This window comes from Nocardioides sp., from assembly GCF_035481145.1.
GTDB lineage: Bacteria > Actinomycetota > Actinomycetes > Propionibacteriales > Nocardioidaceae > Nocardioides.
Genome location: NZ_DATIHB010000054.1, coordinates 21,010 through 27,550 on the forward strand (window position 1 = coordinate 21,010; position 6,541 = coordinate 27,550).

Annotated in this window: 6 protein-coding genes; 5 read left to right on the forward strand and 1 reads right to left on the reverse strand. The window is 69.2% G+C overall.

Translation table 11 applies throughout. The features are described 5' to 3' along the window. Window positions 1-66 precede the first annotated feature (66 nt). From VLF38_RS04360 to secA, 5 genes are all read left to right on the forward strand, one after another. Entirely contained in the window at window positions 67-744 is a 678-nt protein-coding gene (locus tag VLF38_RS04360; RefSeq protein WP_325270061.1) for a ComF family protein, read from the forward strand. A 94-nt stretch (window positions 745-838) separates the two neighbouring features. Then, on the forward strand, window positions 839-1,456 hold the full coding sequence (hpf, locus tag VLF38_RS04365; RefSeq protein ID WP_325270062.1) for a ribosome hibernation-promoting factor, HPF/YfiA family: 618 nt from the start codon (window positions 839-841) through the stop codon (window positions 1,454-1,456). A gap of 80 nt (window positions 1,457-1,536) precedes the next feature. Then, on the forward strand, window positions 1,537-2,211 hold the full coding sequence (locus VLF38_RS04370; protein ID WP_107701518.1) for a response regulator: 675 nt from the start codon (window positions 1,537-1,539) through the stop codon (window positions 2,209-2,211). Window positions 2,212-2,225: 14 nt separating this feature from the next. Further along, window positions 2,226-3,443 carry a winged helix-turn-helix domain-containing protein gene (locus tag VLF38_RS04375; protein WP_325270063.1) on the forward strand — a complete coding sequence of 406 codons (1,218 nt, stop codon included), beginning with the start codon at window positions 2,226-2,228 and terminating at the stop codon, window positions 3,441-3,443. Window positions 3,444-3,562: 119 nt separating this feature from the next. Further along, on the forward strand, window positions 3,563-6,388 hold the full coding sequence (gene secA, locus VLF38_RS04380) for a preprotein translocase subunit SecA (RefSeq protein ID WP_325270064.1): 2,826 nt from the start codon (window positions 3,563-3,565) through the stop codon (window positions 6,386-6,388). A gap of 55 nt (window positions 6,389-6,443) precedes the next feature. On the opposite strand, the gene VLF38_RS17350 is transcribed toward secA, so the two are convergent. Further along, window positions 6,444-6,533, reverse strand: coding sequence for an Rv3235 family protein (locus VLF38_RS17350; protein ID WP_414689362.1), 90 nt, complete (start codon window positions 6,531-6,533; stop codon window positions 6,444-6,446). Window positions 6,534-6,541 lie beyond the last annotated feature (8 nt).

A 6,541-nucleotide genomic window follows, 5' to 3' on the forward strand; every position in this document is an offset into this window, starting at 1 on the left:
CGCGCGAGCATCGCTGTCGCGCCGCTCGCCGTACGGCCGCACCCGTGCCCACCGGGATTGGCTCCGGTGCGCGCAGCGGGGGAGTACGCCGACCTGCTGCGGGCCCTCGTCCTCGGCCTGAAGGAGCGGCACCGGTTGGCGCTCGTCCGTCCGTTGGGCGTGCTGCTGGCGAGCTCGGTGCTCGGGCTGGTGGCGCCCGCGCAGGCGGGGGTGCCGGTGGTCCTGGTGCCGGTGCCGTCGCGGCCAGGGGCTGCTCGACGCCGCGGGCACGAGCCCACCAGGGACCTGTGCCGACGTGCTGCGGCCCTGTTGCGCCGGCAGGGCGTGCCCGCTGTGACGGTCGGCGTACTCAGGGTGGGCCGCGTCGCCGACCAGAGGGAGCTCACGGCGACGCAACGTGCAGCGAACCTCGACGGTGCGATGCGGGTGGACGGGCGGGTTCTGGCCCGCCTCGCGCAACGGCATCCCCGCGCCGTGGTGGTGCTCTGCGACGACGTGCTGACGACGGGCTCGACGGCACGCGAGGCCCAACGCGCGCTCGCCGCCTGTGGGGTCGACATCGCGGGCATCGCCGTCGTCGCGGCGACCCGGCGTCGTTCGGTGAGACCCACAGGGAAAGTTCAGCAAGAGTCCTTTCCTCGTTCGGCGTTCGGGTCTAGCGTCGGTGCATGGAGTCAGTCCGGATCCGTGGATGCCACGGCGGGACACCCCGCCCGGGGCCCCGCACCCACGTCGATGCCGTAGACGAGCCCGACTCCATCGCCCGGTCTCTCCACCGCCATCTGACGGTGGAGCGCTGATAACCAGCAACGACACCGAGGAAATCACGGAGGTCTCCATGGAAATTGTGGTCAACGCCCGGCACTGCGAAGTGTCCGACCGGTTCCGCAGCCACGTCGAGGAGAAGCTCGCCCGCCTGGAGAAGCACGATCACCGGATCATCCGCATGCAGGTCGAAGTGGAGAAGGAGCGCAACCCCCGTCAGCAGGACCGCAGCGTGCGCGTCGAGCTGACCGCTTTCAGCAAGGGCCCGGTGGTGCGGGCCGAGGCCTGTGCCGTCGACAAGATGGCGGCGCTCGATCTGGCGCTGGACAAGATGGCGTCCCAGATGCGGCGCGCGGCCGACCGTCGCCGTGTGCACCACGGCCGGCACACCCCCGTCTCCGTCGGGCAGGCGCTCGCCGGCAGCGCGAGCGTGCCGACGCAGGCAGCCCCGAGCGAGGACCACGTCATGGAGCACCAGGTGGGCCCGATCGCCGTCCTCGGCGACGGACCCCTCGTCGTCCGCGAGAAGTCGCACCCTGCCAACCCGATGACGCTCGACCAGGCGCTCTACGAGATGGAGCTGGTCGGCCACGACTTCTATCTGTACGTCGACAAGGAGAGCGAACGCCCTGCGGTGGTCTACCGCCGGAAGGGCTACGACTACGGGGTCATCTCGCTCGACCTCGCCTGAGGTGACAGCCGAGGTGCCAGCCGAGGCGTCGGTCGAGCGGATGTGTCGGTGGGGTCTGCCATGATGCAGGGGTGACAGCGATGCAGGGCTCGACCGAACGTGAACCGATCAGGGTGCTGGTCGTCGACGACCAGGAGCTGTTCCGCAGGGGACTGACGATGATCCTGGGCACCGACCCCGCGATCGAGGTCGTGGGCCAGGCAGGCGACGGCGTCGAGGGCACGTCTCTCGCCGCCAGTCTGGCCCCCGACGTCGTGCTCCTCGATGTCCGGATGCCGAAGCGCTCCGGCATCGAGGCATGCGTGGCGATCAAGGAGAGCGTGCCCTCGGCCAAGATCATCATGCTCACCGTGAGCGACGAGGAGGCCGACCTCTACGAGGCGGTGAAGTCCGGTGCCTCCGGCTACCTCCTCAAGGACTCCTCGATCGACGAGGTGACCCAGGCCGTGCGCGTCGTCGCCGACGGGCAGTCGTTGATCAGCCCGTCGATGGCGGTCAAGCTCATCGACGAGTTCAAGCAGATGTCGCGGCCCGACCGCGACCAGGTCTCGCCGCTGCGGCTCACCGAGCGCGAGCTCGAGGTGCTCCGGCTGGTCGCGACGGGCATGAACAACCGCGAGATCGCGCGCCAGCTCTTCATCAGCGAGAACACCGTGAAGAACCACGTGCGCAACATCCTGGAGAAGCTCCAGCTCCACTCGCGGATGGAGGCGGTCATGTATGCCGTCCGCGAGAAGCTGTTGGACATCCCCTGACCGAGGTCAGGCCCATGGAGTCACTCAGTCGAGGCCAGGCTCGGCGGGTAGCGCTGGCGGCTCAAGGGTTCCTCGACGCGCCGCACGCGACGCCGACGCTGCGCACCCTGGAGCGGACGGTGCGCCGCACGGGCGTGCTCCAGATCGACTCGGTCAACGTGCTGCAACGCGCGCACTTCATGCCGCTCTACGCACGCATGGGCCCCTACGACACCGACCTGCTGCGTCGGGCGTCCGCCGAGCGGCCCCGCCGCCTGGTCGAGTACTGGGCGCACGAGGCCGCCTACATGCCGGTCGACCTCTGGCCCCTCATGCGTCACCGCATGGCCCAGGCCCACGACCGCGCGTGGGGCGGGCCGCGCTCGGTCGCCCGGGAGAACCCCCAGCTGCTGCGTGACGTCCTGGCCGACGTCCGGGCGCGTGGTGCACGGTCGGCCCGGCAGATCGAGGCCGACCTCACCGGTGGCGCCGACCGCACGAAGGACCACTGGGGGTGGAACTGGTCGGAGGTGAAGAAGGCGCTCGAGTTCCTCTTCTACGCGGGCGACATCACGGTGGCGGGTCGCAACGGCTCCTTCGAGCGGCTCTACGACGTGCCCGAGCGAGTGCTTCCGCCCTCGGTGCTGGCTGCTCCCACGCCTGCTCCCACAGACGCCCGCCGCGAGCTCGTACGCCGGGCTGCCGCCAGCCACGGCGTCGCCAGCGAGCAGTGCCTGCGTGACTACTACCGGATGGGCGTGGTCGACGCGAAGCGCGCCGTGGCCGAGCTGGTCGAGGCCGGGGACCTGCTGCCGGTGACGGTCGAGGGGTGGCGCCGTCCGGCGTACCTCCACCACGAGGCGCGCCTGCCGCGTCGTGTGGAGGCGCGCACCCTGCTCAGCCCGTTCGACCCGGTGGTGTGGGAGCGGGCGCGCACGGAGGCGCTCTTCGACTTCCGCTACCGCATCGAGATCTATGTTCCGGAGCCCCAGCGGGTCCACGGCTACTACGTGCTGCCGTTCCTGCTCGGCGACGCACTCGTCGCGCGTGTGGACCTCAAGGCCGACCGGTCGACCGGCACCCTCCTCGTGCCGGGCGCGTTCGCCGAGCCGGGCGCCTCGGCTGACGTGGCCGATCACCTCGCGGCCGAGCTGCGCCGGCTGGCCGGCTGGCTCGGACTCGAGCAGATCGCGGTGGGGGAGCGCGGCGACCTGACCGCGGCGCTGCGACCGGCGCTTGCTGCGCGCGTCTGAACATCTCCTGAGCATCCGACGGTGCGGCTCAGGGTCGCTTGCCGCGCGGGTAGCATGACTCGCGGTCTCGACTGATCGGGGCCGTCCGACTCACACGTCTCTCCAGGAGCGCACGCACCGTGGCTGTTCTCGACAAGATCCTCCGCATCGGCGAGGGCAAGATCCTCCGAGAGCTGGAGGCCGTGGCCAAGGCCGTCAACGCCATCGAGGACGACTTCGTCGCGATGTCCGACGACGAGCTGCGTGCCCAGACCCCGGCGCTGCGCGAGCGCCTGGACAAGGGCGAGAGCCTCGACGACCTGATGCCGGAGGCGTTCGCGGTCACGCGCGAGGCCGCCCGACGGGTCCTCGGCCAGCGTCACTTCGACGTGCAGCTCATGGGTGGTGCTGCGCTCCACCTCGGCAACATCGCCGAGATGAAGACCGGTGAGGGCAAGACCCTGACCGCGTCGCTGCCGGCGTACCTCAACGCCCTCGCGGGCGAAGGCGTCCACGTCGTCACCGTCAACGACTACCTGGCGAAGTACCAGTCCGAGATGATGGGCCGCGTCTTCCACTTCCTCGGGATGTCGGTCGGCGTCATCCTGCCGGCGATGTCACCCGCCGAGCGCCGCGAGGCCTACAACTGCGACATCACCTACGGCACCAACAACGAGCTGGGCTTCGACTACCTGCGCGACAACATGGCGACCGACATCGCCGACTGCGTGCAGCGCGGCCACGCCTTCGCCGTCGTCGACGAGGTCGACTCGATCCTCATCGACGAGGCCCGCACCCCGCTCATCATCTCGGGCCCGACCCAGGACGAGCCCCGGTGGTACGGCGAGTTCGCCAAGATCGCGGCCCGCATGACGAAGGACGTCGACTACGAGGTCGACGAGAAGAAGCGCACGATCTCCGTCCTCGAGCCCGGCATCACCAAGGTCGAGGACTGGCTCGGCATCGACAACCTCTACGACACGGTCAACACGCCGCTGATCTCGTTCATGAACAACGCGATCAAGGCGAAGGAGCTCTTCCGCAACGACAAGGAGTACGTCGTCATCAACGGCGAGGTGCTCATCGTCGACGAGCACACCGGCCGCATGCTCGCGGGGCGTCGCTACAACGAGGGTCTCCACCAGGCGATCGAGGCGAAGGAGGGCGTCCAGGTCCGTGAGGAGTACCAGACGCTCGCCACCGTCACCCTGCAGAACTACTTCCGTCTCTACAAGAAGCTCTCCGGCATGACCGGTACGGCGATGACCGAGGCCGGCGAGTTCAACAAGATCTACAACCTCGGCGTCATCCCGATCCGGACCAACAAGCCGATGCTCCGCATCGACCAGGCCGACCTCGTCTACCGCACGGAGGAGGCGAAGTTCGCCGCCGTGGTGGCCGACATCGCCGAGCGCAACAAGCTGGGCCAGCCGGTCCTGGTCGGCACGGTGTCGGTCGAGAAGTCCGAGCACATCTCGCAGCTGCTCAAGAAGAAGGGCGTGCCGCACTCCGTGCTGAACGCCAAGTTCCACGCCGACGAGGCGAAGATCGTCGCGATGGCCGGTCACAAGGGCGCGGTCACGGTCGCCACCAACATGGCTGGTCGAGGCACCGACATCATGCTCGGTGGCTCCGTCGACTTCCTTGCCGACGCCGAGCTGCGCAAGAAGGGCCTCGAGCCCGTCGGCGAGACCGCGGACGCCTACGACGCGGCCTGGCCCGAGACCGTCGAGCGGATCAAGGCGCAGGTCCAGGCCGAGCACGACGAGGTCAAGGAGCTCGGCGGCCTCTACGTCGTCGGCACCGAGCGCCACGAGTCGCGCCGCATCGACAACCAGCTCCGTGGTCGTTCCGGCCGTCAGGGTGACCCGGGCGAGTCGCGCTTCTACCTCTCGCTGCAGGACGAGCTGATGCGGCTCTTCAAGTCTGACTGGGTCGACCGTGTCCTCACCATGCTGAAGGTCCCGGATGACGTCCCGATCGAGAACAAGCGCGTCACGGGCGCCATCGCCAACGCCCAGGGCCAGATCGAGGGCCAGAACTTCGAGTCCCGCAAGAACGTCCTCAAGTACGACGACGTCATGGACCGCCAGCGCAAGGTCATCTACGCGGAGCGCCGCGAGGTGCTCCAGGGCGCTGACCTCGAGTCGTTGATCCGCACGTTCATCGACGACACCGTCTCCGCCTACGTCACGGGTGCGACCGACGGCTACGCCGAGCAGTGGGACCTCGACGCCCTGTGGACCGCTCTCGGGCAGCTCTACCCGATCTCGCTCAAGCACGCGGACGTCGCGGCCCAGGCCGGCGGCCTCGCCGTGATGCAGCCGCAGCAGCTCGTCGACGCGGTCCGTGCCGACGCCCACGCGGCGTACGACGCACGCGAGCAGGAGATCGGCGAGGAGACGATGCGCGAGCTCGAGCGCCGTGTGCTGCTCTCCGTGCTCGACCGCAAGTGGCGCGAGCACCTCTACGAGATGGACTACCTCCGCGAGGGCATCTACCTCCGCGCCTACTCGCAGCGCGATCCGCTGGTGGAGTACCAGCGCGAGGGCTTCGAGATGTTCACCGCGATGATGGAGGGCATGAAGGAGGAGGCCGTCGGCTACCTCTTCAACGTCGAGGTCCAGGTCGAAGAGGCGCCCGCCGACGGCGAGTTCCACTTCCACGCCGACGGCTCGCGCCACGAGGGCCCGATGCACGAGGGTGCCTTCGCTGAGCCGCCGGTCCAGCAGCGGCCGCAGGTGAAGGCCAAGGGCCTTGAGGCGCCTCAGGCTCCCCGCAACCTCTCCTACGCCGGTCCGACCGAGGACGGCGAGGTCGCGGTCACCCGCGAGGCAGGCCCCGCTGACCCGTACGAGAACACCGGCCGCAACGACAAGTGCCCGTGTGGCTCGGGGAAGAAGTTCAAGCAGTGCCACGGCGCTCCCGGTGGACCTACCGGACAGACCGCCCGCGTCAACGGCTGAGCACCACGTGACAGAGCCGCCCCACGGGACTCCCGTGGGGCGGCTCTGCTGCTTCTCAGGCGAACTCCAGGGCCGTGCAGACCCACCGACCGCCGTCGTGCTCGAGGCGGGCGGCGATGGCGCGCACGCGTGGGCCGTACTGCACGGTGAAGG

Coding starts and splice junctions, on each gene's coding strand:
- hpf (WP_325270062.1), top strand. CDS start 839: ATGGAAATTGTGGTCAACGCCCGGCACTGCGAAGTGTCCGACCGGTTC.
- VLF38_RS04370 (WP_107701518.1), top strand. CDS start 1,537: ATGCAGGGCTCGACCGAACGTGAACCGATCAGGGTGCTGGTCGTCGAC.
- VLF38_RS04375 (WP_325270063.1), top strand. CDS start 2,226: ATGGAGTCACTCAGTCGAGGCCAGGCTCGGCGGGTAGCGCTGGCGGCT.